This is a genomic window from Asticcacaulis sp. P2_B1 (assembly GCF_056404915.1).
On record NZ_JBFUDD010000003.1, the window covers coordinates 19,635 to 32,409 of the forward strand.

The window sequence follows — 12,775 nt, forward strand, 5'->3', positions numbered from 1 at the left end:
GACGGTACTTTGAATTTCAAGACCTAGGAAAGAACCCCTCATCCGGGCCGTTGGCCCACCTTCTCCCCTTGAAAGGGGAGAAGGGAAAGAAAATCGACAGGAGTTTTTTGTCATGTTGGCTGAAGCCGCCGCGATCATGTCGCGCCGCGAGGCGCCGCGCTATGCCTTTTTGCTGCGCATCAATACGGGAGAGCCGTTGCGGCTGTGGACGGGTGTCGGGGATGTGGAGACGGACCCGGATGACGATCTTGACCCGTCGCAAGTCTATGCGGGTATCGGCATACTCACCGGTTTGCCAGCCATTCGGCAACTGGTCGGCGGCATAGCCGAGCAGCTGACCATCACCATGTCGGGCGTCGACGCCATCCCGCAGAGCTATGTCGATGATGACGGCAGCGATATTGTCGGGGCCGAAATCAATATAGCGATCGTGTTTTTTGACGACGATTGGCAACAGGTCGGGCCGGCGGGTTGGATATGGAGTGGCACGGTCGGGCCGGTGACATCGGCCTATGACGACGGGGTTGAAACCGTCTCGCTGTCGGTGGCGTCCGAGTTCCTGGACCGCAGCCGCGCCGCGCCGCGATACTGGTCGGATGCCGGGCACCGCGTCCGCCATCCCGGCGACGATATGTGTTCTCTCATGGCCGCACTGAGTGCGGGCGTGACCATCAAATGGCCGGGCTGAATCATGGCGGGTAATGACACCACAACCTGGGTGGACGATCTCAAGGCGTTCATCGAGATCGCGCTGGACTATGCCGCGCAGGCGGCGCTGAACAGCCTGACGCAACCCAAGGCGCCCAAGGCCGATAACGGCCAGGTGCCCCTCAAGCAGGCGGTTCCGCCCTGCACGATTCTGGTCGGCGGATTCTCGCGCGTTGCCGGCGCCCTCAGCTATTGGAAGGCGACGGATCGCTACCACGGCGCTGTCTACCTGCTCAACGACGGGCGTGTCGAATTCGATGCCGACCCCTGCTATGTCAATGACGACCGGGTGACGCTCGACGGCGATCCGTTCAACACCGCCCTTTTCACAAATGACGGATGGGTGACGGGCGTTATCAACACGGCCGGCGCCGCCAATGACGGGCGCTATGATGACCAGAAGATACGCATCAATCTGCGCCGGGGGCAGGGAACCGAGACCGCCTATCAGCATATGGTCGAGTTCTTCGGCCCGTCCGCCAGTTACGATGTCCACGATTACACGGCCAGCTTCCGCGGCGACGGGACGGCTTCGGCCATGGCGTTCCATCAGGCGCCGACCGACACGGCGTTTTTCCGGCAGGCTTTCCCGAGCGGACGCCCGACGGAAAGTTTTGTCTGCAAGGGTGTGTTCTATGATTGGCGCGATGTCACGCAGGATCGAGATGACGAAAGCACATGGCAGCCGTCGTCAAACCCTGTTGTCAATCTGGTGCATCTGGAATGGTTCCGCTGGGGCCGGTCCTGGGACCGTTGCATCGCGCCGGTTCTGTCCGACCTGACGGCCGAGGCGGATTATTGCGATGGGCAGGTCGCCCTTGATGCCGGCGGGACCGAGGACCGTTACCGCGTTGCCGGCTGGTATTACTCGGACACGCAACGCAGCGACATCCGGCAGAAGATTTTGGATGCCATGGACGGTTTTTACACGACGGATGGGCGAGGGCGGCTGATCATCAAGGCGGGCGGGTATGTTGAACCGACCTTTGTTATCACGGCGGATTATATCGAGGGCTTTTCGTGGTCGCGCGGCCAGGACCCGGCCAGCGCCGTCAACGAATTGTCGATCACCTTCACCAGCCCGGCCAACGACTATACCGAGCAGAATTGCGACCCGTGGATCGCTGGCGACGGTGGCAAGGCCGACAATCTGGACCTGGCGTGGGTGCCGAGCTTTACCCAGGCACGGCGACTGGCCAAGCGCAAGATGGCCCGGCTTAACCCCGTCCGGCGCGGACAGATCAGGACCGGGCCGTATGGTTTGAACGGCTTGGGTGAGCGTTTCATTCGGGTGCGGAACCCGCGCCGGCCTTCCATGGCGGATGTGGTGTGCGAGGTCACGAACGCGGAGTTCGACCCGATGACCGGGCAGTTTGTTTTCGACGTGATCCAGGCGGATATCGAAATTGATGCGTGGGATCCTTCGACCGAAGAGGGCGCGCCGGTGCCAGTGCCGGCAAGGCCGTAGGGAACAGCGAGAGAGTGAATAACGGGCAGTAGCTGGCCATACAGCTGGCAAGACACCCCACCCCCGCATCTAGAAAGCTACGCTTTCGTCGTGCGGTCCCGTCGCTGTGAACGATATACGTTCACGACGCTCCGCCCCGCATTTCATGCAGGGAGGCATAAGAAAATCAATGACTTATTTTGCGATGTCAATCACCGCCTTGAGAGGAAGACTATGTCCATCACCAGCGATGCCGCTTCACGGTTTGCCGATTACAACATCCCGGGCGATGCGTCGTCGGGCGTGTTGAAGCCGGATAAGGCGCTTATTCGCGCGCTGTTCGCCAGTATCGATACAGCGATTGCTGCCGTCATTCCGACGGGGTCGATGTGGCCGTTTGCCCACGATACGGCGCCGGCCGGGTTTCTGATCTGCGATGGGGCCGAGGTGTCGCGGACGACCTATGCGGATCTTTGGGCCTTCGCCCAGGCGTCGGCGATCATGGCCAGCGACGCTACCGACAAGGCCAGCAATCCGGGCAAGTTCTGGACCGGCAATGGATCGACGACCTTTACCTTGCCGAAGATCGAGGACTTTGTCCGCGGTACGTCGTCGGGGCGTGGCGCGGGTACGTTCCAGGCCGATGCGAACGGGCCGATCGGCGCCACTGTTCCGGCCTATGGCGGTGGCGGTGGCTCGAACGGTCTGGCGCTGTTTAGCGACCGCAACGGGTCGGCCACCAATATTGCGGCCACGCTCACCGGCGCCGGCGGCGAATCCCGGCCCAAAAACACCGCCTACGCGTGGATCATCAAGACCTGAGACCGCGTGCCAACTTCTTAGCCTTAGCGGCGTGACGGACAACGTCATCGCCCGACAGCCTTTGCGTGCTCATTCCGCGCAAAGATGACCGGGGCTTGCCCCGGCCCCAGGACCGAACCGAGGTCACGCCTCCGTTCGCCCCTCACTCTCCCTTACCAACCTGTCTCTGCAAAGGACCCATCATGACCGACAATTGTTTGCCCGACTTCCTGGCCGGTTACGGCTACGCCGGCACCGAAGAACAAATTACCAATCCCTTCAGGGATGCCTACTGGTATGGGGCCGTAGGGGACGGCGACGGCGAGGGCGGCGGCACGGACGATCAGGCCGCGCTCCAGGATGCGCTCGACGATCTGCACGCCGATGGCGGCGGGCGGTTGCTTATTCGCGGCCCGGCCATCTATCGTGTCGATAGTACGCTGACCGGTTACGCCAATATCCATATCGACATGGAAGACGGCGCCGTGCTCGATTTCAGCAACCTGACCGCCGGCGATATCGCGATCGATTTTTCCGGCACTTTCGGGTCCGAGGCCAATCTGTCCGTCAGTGCCACACGCGGCGATCAGTCCCTGACAACCTCGTCGGCCCACGGCCTGGTGGCTGAGGATTGGTGTCTTCTGATGGGGCAGCGCGACGCCCTGGGCAGCCTGGCCGCGGCGGAATGGCGCCTGGGCGTGACGACCAGTGGCAGTTCGCCCTGTTATTTCGCCGAGCCCTGTCAGCTTACGGCGGCGCCGACGACGACGACCATGAACCTGGCCGAAGGCTTGATTTTCCCCACCTACAATATCTCCGCCGATTCCGGTGGTTCGCGCGTCTCCACGGTCAAGAAGATCAATTTCATGTCCGGGGTCAAGATCACCGGTGGCAAGATCCTGTTGACCGGGCCCAGCCGCACGGTGGCGAGCACCGCTGTCCGGCTTAATCTGTGTTACATGCCGGTGGTCGATGGCGTCCGTTTCGAACTGGGCGGTTTGCCGGGATTCGGGCTCCGTGCGATGGGCTGCTATCGCGGCGACTTCACGGTATCGGCTTTCCGCACCCCCGGCTGGACGAAGGGCGCGATCAACCATTCCGAATTCAATTCGTTCAAGGATATCGGTTGCTGGTATAGCTCCTGGGACTATTGGGACTATTACGGTTGTCAGGGGCTTGACGTCACCTATGCCAGCGGCACCACCCCGTATTTCCCCAGCTTGCGTCCAAAGATCACCGGTGGCGCCATCAATCCGCTGGAGACCGGTCTGACCTTCCACGCCGGCTGTTACGGCGGGACGATCGAGAATTTCGTGGCGGAGGGTTGCCCGGACACGGGCCTCTATCTCCGTTCGCGCGGTCTTACGGTCGTGAACCCCTGTATCAGCAATGCGACGACGAATACGGGCGGCGCCGCGGGCATTTTGTTCGAAGGCTGGGGTGTCGATACCTCGGTCATCGGTGGCCACATCGACGGTTATACTTACGGGATCAAACATAACCGCACGACCTCCGGTACGGACGGCCCGGCGCATATGAATATCTCGGTCAGCGGCACGGTTTTCCGTCTTTGCAACCAGGCGATCCGGACCGTTCAGGCGGTTACGACGCCGGCCACGTCGGACCCGTCAGGCTTGAAACTGAACGATTTGGCCCTGATCCAGTGCATCGATTACGGCATCTATCTCGACGACTACACCAACAATGTTGAGATCGCCCATATCCATATCGATACGCTGACGGGGACCGGTTCCTCGCGCGGTATCAGACTGCCGGCTAACGCGGTCGGCGCCAATATCAGCCATGTTTCCGGCAACGATATCGGTGCGTCGAACTATTTGATCGACAACTCCCTGGCCATCAGCGACACGACGACTTTCCTGCCGGCAAGTTACCCCACCCAGGGACATCGCATCGATTGGCCGTCGATCGCTGTCGTGGGTACCGGGAAGTTGTCGACCGTCACGACGGCGTGGTGCAATCAACCGACCGGCAATTACACCCTGCTGCTGAGCGACGCCAACACCACCATCTACAGCCAGGCTTCGACGCCATGCACGATCACGATTCCAACGGAGTCCAGTGTCGCCATGCCGGTCGGTGCCAAGATCGCCGTCTATCAGCAGGGCGCCGGGGTCGTGACTTTTGCCGGTGCTTCCGGCGTTACCGTGAGCTCGAACAAGAGCCTCAACATGACGGTTCCGGCCGGGCGCGCCGTGCTGGAAAAGAAGTCCGCCAATAGCTGGTTCCTGAGCGGTGATTTGATGTTCACCGTGCCGGGCGAAGCACCGGAGACCGCGGCCTATATCGACGCCATGTGGGTGAAGCCGGATTCGACGCGCCGCGCCCTGATCAACACGCTGATTGCCGGATTGATTACGGACGGTATCTGGTCGAGCCTCGACTGGTTCTGCCTGCTGGCCGCCCACGACAGCCAGGCCGGTTTGATCAATGCCCGCAATCCGGCGAAGGTCCTGGCGGCCGCCGGCTCTCCGGCCTTTACGGTGGATCGCGGTTATACCGGCGACGGTACGGCGGCCTATCTCGACCTGCAGGAAACCTTCACCGCCACGGGCAACAGCCTGTCGCTGAACTCGGCGACCGTGGGTCTTTGGTGCAACCAGCAAAACGGAGCCGCCGGCGCCATCTACCAGATGGGCACGCAAAGCGGAGCGGCTTTGTTTACCGTCCAGGGCAACAGCAGCGGCAACGAGCTGTTCCGGGTCTGCGACGCTACCAGCGACACCGCACGGTCGGGCAGCACCGGCCGGACGGGGCACCGCGCTTCGATCCGCACGGGCTCGGCCGTCAAGCGCGCCTTCTATAACGGTACGCGTACGGCCAATCTGACGACGGCGTCGACCGCCACGGCCTCGGGCAATGGCTGCATTCTGCGTCATGGCTCGACCTACAGCCCTGACAGGTTTGCCGCTGCCTATTCCGGCGCGGGCCTCAGCGATACGCTGGCGGCCTCGCTGCATAGCCGCCTGAATACCTACCTGACCGCCATCGGCGCCAACTAAAAGAAAGCCGATACCGGGGGACGTCCTATACACGACGTCCCCCGGACTTTACCTCTGTCCGGGACGAAACTCATGACATCGATCATACCTCTCAATCGCGGGACGACCCTGCACGCCGATATTGAATGGCCGCAGGACGCCACCGGCGAGGACGGCCTGACCGGCTGTCAGGCCTATGTCGTCGACGCCAATGCGGCGGTGGCGCCTTATTTAAGCGTCACCATCACCGACGCCGCCAACCGCGCCCTGATGCTCAGCCTCGATATTCCCGGTTTGCCTTCGGACGAGGCGTGGCAGGCGGCGTGGCGCGCCGTGCCGGCCAGCTCCACCTTCACCGTCGTCGTCGCCTATCCATCCGGCGACACGCAAGCCACCGACGAGATCACGCTCAATGTCGCTTAGCGCATCTGTTACCGTCATTGCCCTGGCCGTTACGGTTTCGACGACCGTCGTCGCCGGGCGGGTGACCTTGCCGGCGCCATTGGCCGTCAATGTCTTGCCCAACGGGTTGTCGCCGCGCACGGCGCAATGCGTCGACCTGCTCAGCGACATGACGAAGCTGTCTGACGGCGCCACCATGATGGTGCGCGGGCGCCAGGCCGTCGGTGACGGTTATGAGGGTATTTTCGACATCGTGCAGGGCGACTTTACCGCGGCCGTCGCCGCCGATCCGGCCCAGGCGGTGTTCGTGCCGGTGTCCGGCGTGCCGGTCAGCCAGGCCATCCGTAAACGCCGAATCGTCGACCGCGTCCATCTCGCCTGGTTCGGCGGCGATCCGACGGGTGACAGCGACAGTACGGTGGCTTTGAACCGGGCCGGCGATCTGGCGTGGTTTCTCGAGGTCGGGGTCTATGGCGGGCGTGGCGAAATCTACCTGTTCGGCCAGGGTGGCGCGTCATGGGACCTGACCGGGTTGCTGGATATCGATGTCACGTCGATCATCCGCCGGTCGGGCACGGTCGCGACCTATGACCGCGGCACGGATGGCGACGGCAATGCCATCCGTTTCTGGACTATCCATACGCCGTCGACGGCCATGGTGCTGATCGGCGATCTGGCGTCCGGAGGCGGGCGGCCGTTCGTCCGCATCAGTTGTTCGGAGGCCGCGACCTATTATGACGCCATCGATCATCGCACCTATCGTCTGTCGGGCGGGGCGACGTCGGTGCCGCCGACGGTCAAGATCTCGGGCCTGAAGAATTTCGACCTGGAGCCGGTGATGATCGATCACCTGTGGCTCTATGGCGACGGCACCCAGGACAAGATCGCCGACAGCAATTCCTATTTCGATATTCGCGGCGGCGGCGCCTATGAGATCACCATCAATGGCACGAACGGCGTCCAGGCTGTGCCGGCCGGCGGGCGCAATAATGGTTGGAACACGCGCGGGCGCATCTATAGCCGGGTTATCCGCGCCTCGATCGGGCTGGATGCCACGGGGCTGGAAAGCCCGTACCGGCAGAACGACCTGGTTATCAATGGCGATTTCGAAGGCGTCAGCGCCTTTTTGAAGTTCGGCAATTGCGCCAATATCGAGGTCATCGGCCGCTTCGAAGGGGCGCCGGCCGGCTGTATCCAATTCGGCGCCGCGGACCGGTTGAGCCGGGCCGGCGCCGCTCCTGGATAAGCGCGCCAAGTTCTACTGTCGACTCCGGACAGTGGAGCCTTAAAATCTGAACTCGCTGAACAAGTAAGTTTAATTTTGTAATTGAATTTTTCATTTTTTTCACCGCTTCATTCTTGGCAACATATTGCGTCACTAAACTGATATTCCGCATTGAGCTAACATCGCTTTGGCTTAAGATTGAGGCAGCGATGACTATCAATGCCAACACCGTTTATTTAAGGGCATCCATTAGCTGAACAGACCACACAGGAGGCCGAATGTGCTCCGCTCCATGAGCCAATGACTTCCAGCGTCTCGTCACTATGACGCCTCCGCTACCAGTCGCACTATCATGGCCGAATTCGTATCGGAAAATATACGTTAAAGAATCGGCAGGCACCGGGCTCCAAACGTCGTTACTGCCCCGTTCATAAGAGTAAGCGGGTATAATATTATCAGGAACCGGGGCCATCACAACCCAGTGAATTTGGCGAACATTGCCCACTCGTTTTTCAAAAATGGAATCCGCTAATTCTTCGTCATCTCTGACAGAAAAACCTTTTCCAATTCTATACCCGCGACCTTGTATTAGCTGCGGAGAGCCGTCACGCGCCATTACGTCTACCGTCCCGTTGCGCCATATGATGTCTGATCGTACAGGATCGTAACCCTCATATACTGGAGATTCATGGAATCGGTAGGACGTATTTGTCAGTGCTAAAAGACCGTTCGGCACCAGTAGGCTATCAAGAAGGCCGAGCATATCATCGAATTTTTGGACCGGAAAAAGAGTTGTAAAGTCGTTCGGTGCAGGCCCCTTTGGCTTTGGGTTGAGACACAGGACTGACATACATGATATAAAATCAAAAGGGCCAAGCGCGTGAAGGGCGGCTTCATCGGACACTATTATCGTTGCGAGATGGCCAACAGATTTCTTTGCTGTCTCTAGGATCGCAGGGTTTATGTCGCATCCAACGATTTCGGCTTTTGGGAATAACATCCTTAATGTCACTATTTCGTCGCCTACCGAACAGCCAAAAGATAGGATTCGAAGTTTCCCTTGTCTGTTTGCGAGGCGGCGTTTGGCGACGCGATAGACTTCCAAATCCCTAAAAACGTACGTGTCATTTCGAAGTTGAATTTGTTCCATAAGTTCATCTAGCGATGCGATTTGTGTCTGTAAACCTGCTTTGGAAAACGGGTCGCAGAAAGCGCAGTGCTAGATTATGCAGGCAGTGTATTGATAGAGCCTCTGCGTAAACACTTTGGGTGTCAGGAAGCGATCGGGTGTTACCAAGCGTGTGGCCGTTTTAGCTATCGCTCAGGACTGCCGTCAGCTAATGCTTCATTAATGAACCTAGATATTCCGTTCAGTGCTGTATCAAGTCGTCAGTTCGCCGAAGAAACCGGTGCACACTGGCATGGCGTCGAAGCCGCGCATGATTTTATCCCGTCGATGGTTACAATTTTCGGCGATGATGAAATCATCTTTCCATTTGAGAACGTCATTCCCGCGGCCGGTGTATTGCAGGCTTCGAATTTGCGGGTTGTGACACCGCATGGCTGGCTCATCGATTCTGCGGGCCGGACGCTGGCGGACCATTCCTGGTATGGCATGCAGCACGTTGATGAGTGGAAGCGCAAAACTATAAAAGCAGATGTGGTCGAACTTGAAGGCCGGGTCTGTGTTCTGGCGAGCGACTGGGCGAGCAATAATTACGGCCATTTTCTGATGGACGTCGTGCCCAGGATCGATCTGATCGAGCGCGCAGGGTTCAGATTGGCAGACATGACCTGGGTTCTTGCCCCATACAAGAACACCAGTTTCATGAGCGTGCTCGCTGAACTGGGCGTTAGCGAAACTCAGTGTGTCTGGAGCGACCACCCAACATGCTATCACTGCCCAGAGGTCGTAGCACCGACCTTTCCCGGTGCGCGGCGGACGATGCCCGTTTGGGCGGCGAACTTTCTCGCCAGCCGTCTGAGCACGCGAGCGGAATCAGGCCGCAGACTGTATATCCCGCGCACGACGCGACGCCGTGTAAGCAATGAAGAGGAACTGATCACCTTCTTGTCCACCCATGGCTTTGAAGTCTTCGATCCCGGCACATCCAGTGGAAACCCTCGGCAGGTCTTTGCCGAAGCGGATATCGTCATTGGCGGAGGCGGCGCAGGGCTGACGGATATAATATTTGCGCGCCCGGGGGCTGTCTTGCTGGAACTCGTGCCAACCGACCACGTCTACCCCTATTATCTCAACGCCGCGTCGGCGCGCGGCGTGCATTTTGGCGCGATTGTGTGCAAAAGTTTCGGCGAACGGGAAACCGGCGCATGGGGGCCAAGTCCCTTCGATTGCATAGCCGAGGTCAAAGCCGTGCATGACGCGCTGCAATGGGCACTGAGGTTGCTCAGCCGCACATAGCCTGCATCATAGCCGGTTTACTTTGCTGCAGAATACCGCAATGTGCCGGCGATTTGTGGAGATAGCTGACTGAATGGACGACCCCGACTTTCTCTTATCGTGGCACGGTGCCGAAGCCGCCTCGGCGGCTCGTGATTGCGGAGAATTTCAGCGCGCTGCAGGGGCCAGTCTGGCGGCCGCTAGTTTGGCCATTGATGATCTGCCGTGTCTTGAAGCCTATTGGCGACAGCTGATAGCTATACAATTCGAGCTTGGGCAGTTTTCGACTGGATTGGGCATCATCCATAAAATGTCGGCCCTGGGTCACGTCGAGCGCATTCATATACCGCAAATCATGGCCGTCGAAGCTTTGATGAAAGACCATGCCGAAGCCATGGCCGATTCCACGGCCTTTGCCGTACGGCTCCTCGCGGAACCGGGAACAGACTCGGGCGCGGATATCGAGGTTGTCGGCCCCATGGCACTGCTCAATCCAGCGCCTGTTGTCGATGGACCCGAGGCGCGGGTGTGGCGGCGTGTTCTTACCCAGGCATTAGTGATTGCGAAAAGCCGGGGACTGCGCGCGGTTCTGATTTCCGATCTGATGGCGCCTTTTTGTGCGCCTACGCCAAAAGATCGCCTCGTACTTTCTTTCCGGACGCATACGGAGCGCACTGGGACGCTGAATGTCAGCGCCACGGAGGTCGCGGAGTTCGCGCGCTTCGAATGGTATGCGGATGGCGCCTGGCACGATGACGGCATGCCGACGCAAAATCCGGCTACGTTGCGGCGCAAGCTGGAAAGCCTGCTTTATCCGGAGGGCGCCAGTCAGGCCACTACGCCTTAACTACCACATCCCTGACCACGCCGATGACCTCCCAGACCTTGCGCGGGTTCATGGTCGGGCGGGCTTCGTAGGGCGGGTTGGGGCGGCTCCAAAAGGCCAGGGTGCTGTCCGGCGGTTCGCGCAGTTCACGCACCAATATGCTGCCATCCAGCTTGTTTTTAATCACCACGAGATCGGCGCTGGTGATGGAAAGCCCCTCAGGCGAGGCCGCCAGCACGGCCGTCGCGTTGGGGAAAAGCCTCTCCATCGATTTGTCCGGCAAGGGATAGGCCGTCCAGCCGTTGCGCACAGGCGCGGCAGGCTTTTTCGACGACTTTTTCTTCTTGTTCTTCATGCCACATCAGTCGCGGGCCGGGCGAAAAATGTCAAGCCGCAGGGGCGCTGTTCCACAACTATCCGTCATTTGCAACCGACCGGATTTACCGTCTGGGCGGAGCGGTTTCCCTTTGTCCATAAGGAGTTTTATCATGAAATTTCGACACAATCTGACAACGAATTTGAGGCTTTGGAGCGTACAGGCCGGGCTGATCGGCGGGGCGTTTACAGCCTTCCTGGCCGCGTTACAGCAGAACGGGATTGCCGTGCCGCCGGCCGTGCTGGCGGCGTCGGGGATATTGACCGCAATCGGTGTTTTCGGTGCGCGGCTGTTCCCGCAACCCGACGTCACCGGAGAGAAACAGCCATGAGCGGCTATGTTTATGAGCAGGCCAGCGGACGCTTCCTGGCGCCCGACGGCCACGAGATGGCGCGGGGCTATAGCGGCCATGGCGCGGGCGTCAACAATCCGGCCATGGAAGCGGTCGTCGGCGTCGGGCCGATTCCGCGCGGGACGTGGGCGATCGATCTGAAGCCATTGCTGCGGTCATCGGTCGGGCCGCTGGCCCTGGCGCTCAGTCCAGTCGGGCACGATGCCCACGGCCGGAGCCTGTTCCGCATTCATGGCGATACGCGCGCCATGAACCGGACGGCTTCGCACGGCTGCATCGTCCTGCCGCGTGAGGTGCGCCGGGATATCATCGCTGCCGGGGTGACCGCCCTGACGGTGGTTTAGAGAAGGAGAGCGACTATGAACCTTAGTCTGTCGCAGGTCGCCAACGCCTTGTTCGGCATTATTCTCGCCATCGGAAGCTGGTTTCTGGTGACGCTTTATCATGAGGTCGAGAAGACCGAGGACGACCTGCATGAGTTGGAGCGTGTGTCGGCGCAGGAATATGTCCGCCGCGACGACCTGGCCGATATGAAGGCGTCGCTGGTTCGGATTGAAGAGAAGCTGGACACCAAGGTGGACAAGAAGTGAGGCGAGGCATCACGCCTTGTCCACCTTGGTGTTTTTATCGCTCACGGCCAAAGGCCTCCGTGGGGGCGGCGAAACGTCGCCGGCACCCAGTCGGGCGCTTTAAAGGTATAGACACAAAAAAGGGCGTCCGGTTTGCACCGGGCGCCCTTTTTTGTGTTTTGATTTGGATCGTTACGCCGCGATCAGGCGTTCGACCTCGGTGACGATTTCGCGCAGGTGAACAGGCTTTTCCAGGACCTTGGCATTGGGCGAGGCTTTTTGAGCGTTCAGCGCCACAGCGGCGAAGCCGGTGATGAACATGATCTTGAGCTCGGGTTGCAGCAAGGCGGCGCGCTTGGCGACCTCGATGCCGTCGGCGCCGGGCATGACAATGTCGGTCAACAGCAGGTCGTAGGGGCCCTGGTCGAGCGCCAGGATGGCGGTGTCGCCGTCGGCGCAACTGACCACCTCATAGCCGGCGCGTTGCAAGGCCCGGGACAGGAAGCTGCGGACGGAGTCTTCGTCTTCGGCAAGCAGGATCTTTTTCATACGCTCTTTCGCAGGCTCGTTCACTATGATCTCCAAGGCTGTACCCGTTACACAGCAGTGTAAAGACAGATTCACTATCTTTGCCTGCGTTGTGTAAATTAGGGGTGAAGACGTGGC

At 59.8% G+C, this 12,775-nt stretch carries 14 protein-coding genes; 11 read left to right on the forward strand and 3 right to left on the reverse strand.

The annotated features are described in order from the left end of the window. The first annotated feature begins 112 nt into the window (after window positions 1-112). From AC1DX3_RS09225 to AC1DX3_RS09250, 6 genes are all read left to right on the forward strand, one after another. Window positions 113-688 (forward strand): hypothetical protein, encoded by a 576-nt coding sequence (locus tag AC1DX3_RS09225; protein ID WP_476988985.1) that lies wholly within the window; start codon window positions 113-115, stop codon window positions 686-688. A gap of 3 nt (window positions 689-691) precedes the next feature. After that, complete coding sequence (locus AC1DX3_RS09230; RefSeq protein ID WP_476988986.1) at window positions 692-2,176, forward strand: hypothetical protein; 1,485 nt, start codon at window positions 692-694, stop codon at window positions 2,174-2,176. Between the two features lie 213 nt (window positions 2,177-2,389). Then, window positions 2,390-2,977, forward strand: a complete 588-nt coding sequence (locus tag AC1DX3_RS09235; protein ID WP_476988987.1) for a phage tail protein — start codon at window positions 2,390-2,392, stop codon at window positions 2,975-2,977. 182 nt (window positions 2,978-3,159) lie between these two features. Further along, on the forward strand, window positions 3,160-5,979 hold the full coding sequence (locus AC1DX3_RS09240; RefSeq protein ID WP_476988988.1) for a hypothetical protein: 2,820 nt from the start codon (window positions 3,160-3,162) through the stop codon (window positions 5,977-5,979). 72 nt (window positions 5,980-6,051) lie between these two features. Then, the gene (locus AC1DX3_RS09245; protein WP_476988989.1) at window positions 6,052-6,381 is read left to right on the forward strand and encodes a hypothetical protein; all 330 of its coding nucleotides are present in this window, start codon (window positions 6,052-6,054) and stop codon (window positions 6,379-6,381) included. Then, window positions 6,371-7,606 carry a hypothetical protein gene (locus AC1DX3_RS09250; protein WP_476988990.1) on the forward strand — a complete coding sequence of 412 codons (1,236 nt, stop codon included), beginning with the start codon at window positions 6,371-6,373 and terminating at the stop codon, window positions 7,604-7,606. Before AC1DX3_RS09245 ends, AC1DX3_RS09250 begins: the two co-directional genes overlap by 11 nt. A 211-nt stretch (window positions 7,607-7,817) precedes the next feature. On the opposite strand, the gene AC1DX3_RS09255 is transcribed toward AC1DX3_RS09250, so the two are convergent. After that, a complete protein-coding gene (locus tag AC1DX3_RS09255; RefSeq protein WP_476988991.1) occupies window positions 7,818-8,735 on the reverse strand; it encodes a class I SAM-dependent methyltransferase in 918 nt (305 codons plus the stop codon). A gap of 201 nt (window positions 8,736-8,936) precedes the next feature. Between AC1DX3_RS09255 and AC1DX3_RS09260 the strand changes: the two genes are divergently transcribed. Next, entirely contained in the window at window positions 8,937-10,007 is a 1,071-nt protein-coding gene (locus AC1DX3_RS09260; RefSeq protein ID WP_476988992.1) for a glycosyltransferase family 61 protein, read from the forward strand. 73 nt (window positions 10,008-10,080) lie between these two features. Beyond that, the gene (locus AC1DX3_RS09265; RefSeq protein ID WP_476988993.1) at window positions 10,081-10,833 is read left to right on the forward strand and encodes a hypothetical protein; all 753 of its coding nucleotides are present in this window, start codon (window positions 10,081-10,083) and stop codon (window positions 10,831-10,833) included. Here AC1DX3_RS09265 and AC1DX3_RS09270 read toward each other — a convergent pair. After that, entirely contained in the window at window positions 10,823-11,167 is a 345-nt protein-coding gene (locus AC1DX3_RS09270) for a hypothetical protein (protein WP_476988994.1), read from the reverse strand. The two genes, AC1DX3_RS09265 and AC1DX3_RS09270, sit on opposite strands and share 11 nt — an antisense overlap. A gap of 133 nt (window positions 11,168-11,300) precedes the next feature. Between AC1DX3_RS09270 and AC1DX3_RS09275 the strand changes: the two genes are divergently transcribed. The 3 genes from AC1DX3_RS09275 to AC1DX3_RS09285 are packed head-to-tail and all read left to right on the forward strand — an operon-like array spanning window position 11,301 to window position 12,130. Further along, on the forward strand, window positions 11,301-11,519 hold the full coding sequence (locus AC1DX3_RS09275) for a DUF7940 domain-containing protein (RefSeq protein ID WP_476988995.1): 219 nt from the start codon (window positions 11,301-11,303) through the stop codon (window positions 11,517-11,519). Beyond that, on the forward strand, window positions 11,516-11,884 hold the full coding sequence (locus tag AC1DX3_RS09280; protein WP_476988996.1) for a tlde1 domain-containing protein: 369 nt from the start codon (window positions 11,516-11,518) through the stop codon (window positions 11,882-11,884). Before AC1DX3_RS09275 ends, AC1DX3_RS09280 begins: the two co-directional genes overlap by 4 nt. Window positions 11,885-11,899: 15 nt before the next feature. Next, window positions 11,900-12,130 (forward strand): hypothetical protein, encoded by a 231-nt coding sequence (locus AC1DX3_RS09285; protein ID WP_476988997.1) that lies wholly within the window; start codon window positions 11,900-11,902, stop codon window positions 12,128-12,130. Between the two features lie 171 nt (window positions 12,131-12,301). On the opposite strand, the gene AC1DX3_RS09290 is transcribed toward AC1DX3_RS09285, so the two are convergent. After that, window positions 12,302-12,658: a response regulator gene (locus tag AC1DX3_RS09290; RefSeq protein WP_476988998.1), complete on the reverse strand. Its 357-nt coding sequence runs from the start codon at window positions 12,656-12,658 to the stop codon at window positions 12,302-12,304. Window positions 12,659-12,775: the final 117 nt, after the last annotated feature.

Bases quoted from the DNA above. Each gene is read 5' to 3' on its own strand.
- AC1DX3_RS09265 (WP_476988993.1), top strand. From the start codon at position 10,081: ATGGACGACCCCGACTTTCTCTTATCGTGGCACGGTGCCGAAGCCGCC.
- AC1DX3_RS09235 (WP_476988987.1), top strand. From the start codon at position 2,390: ATGTCCATCACCAGCGATGCCGCTTCACGGTTTGCCGATTACAACATC.
- AC1DX3_RS09260 (WP_476988992.1), top strand. From the start codon at position 8,937: ATGAACCTAGATATTCCGTTCAGTGCTGTATCAAGTCGTCAGTTCGCC.
- AC1DX3_RS09230 (WP_476988986.1), top strand. From the start codon at position 692: ATGGCGGGTAATGACACCACAACCTGGGTGGACGATCTCAAGGCGTTC.
- AC1DX3_RS09245 (WP_476988989.1), top strand. From the start codon at position 6,052: ATGACATCGATCATACCTCTCAATCGCGGGACGACCCTGCACGCCGAT.
- AC1DX3_RS09280 (WP_476988996.1), top strand. From the start codon at position 11,516: ATGAGCGGCTATGTTTATGAGCAGGCCAGCGGACGCTTCCTGGCGCCC.
- AC1DX3_RS09270 (WP_476988994.1), bottom strand. From the start codon at position 11,167: ATGAAGAACAAGAAGAAAAAGTCGTCGAAAAAGCCTGCCGCGCCTGTG.
- AC1DX3_RS09240 (WP_476988988.1), top strand. From the start codon at position 3,160: ATGACCGACAATTGTTTGCCCGACTTCCTGGCCGGTTACGGCTACGCC.
- AC1DX3_RS09285 (WP_476988997.1), top strand. From the start codon at position 11,900: ATGAACCTTAGTCTGTCGCAGGTCGCCAACGCCTTGTTCGGCATTATT.
- AC1DX3_RS09255 (WP_476988991.1), bottom strand. From the start codon at position 8,735: ATGGAACAAATTCAACTTCGAAATGACACGTACGTTTTTAGGGATTTG.
- AC1DX3_RS09290 (WP_476988998.1), bottom strand. From the start codon at position 12,658: ATGAAAAAGATCCTGCTTGCCGAAGACGAAGACTCCGTCCGCAGCTTC.
- AC1DX3_RS09225 (WP_476988985.1), top strand. From the start codon at position 113: ATGTTGGCTGAAGCCGCCGCGATCATGTCGCGCCGCGAGGCGCCGCGC.
- AC1DX3_RS09250 (WP_476988990.1), top strand. From the start codon at position 6,371: ATGTCGCTTAGCGCATCTGTTACCGTCATTGCCCTGGCCGTTACGGTT.
- AC1DX3_RS09275 (WP_476988995.1), top strand. From the start codon at position 11,301: ATGAAATTTCGACACAATCTGACAACGAATTTGAGGCTTTGGAGCGTA.